Below are 266 nucleotides of genomic sequence, written 5' to 3'. Positions count from 1 at the left end.
AGTCGAGCTATTACGGCCCAGTGAAGAACCCCTGGGACCTGTCCCGCGTACCCGGCGGTTCCTCCGGTGGTTCCGCCGCAGCCATCGCCGCACGACTGCTGCCTGCCGCGACCGGCACCGACACTGGCGGCTCGATCCGCCAGCCTGCCGCGCTGACCAACCTCACCGGCCTCAAGCCCACCTACGGCCGCGTATCGCGCTGGGGCATGGTGGCCTACGCCTCGAGTCTCGATCAGGGCGGCCCGAGGGCACGCACGGCCGAAGAC

1 protein-coding gene is annotated in these 266 nt (G+C 70.7%); it reads left to right on the top strand.

Going from position 1 to position 266, the window contains the following annotated elements; genetic code table 11:
* Positions 1 to 266: amidase family protein (locus tag AAEZ09_RS28470; protein ID WP_350601686.1), on the top strand; the 266-nt coding region annotated here is incomplete at both ends.

Source organism: Pseudomonas sp. 65/3-MNA-CIBAN-0223 (assembly GCF_040310425.1).
Taxonomy (GTDB): Bacteria; Pseudomonadota; Gammaproteobacteria; order Pseudomonadales; family Pseudomonadaceae; genus Aquipseudomonas; species Aquipseudomonas gregormendelii.
Note: the sequence above shows the minus strand (reverse complement) of the source record. Positions and strands in the feature narration are given on the sequence as shown.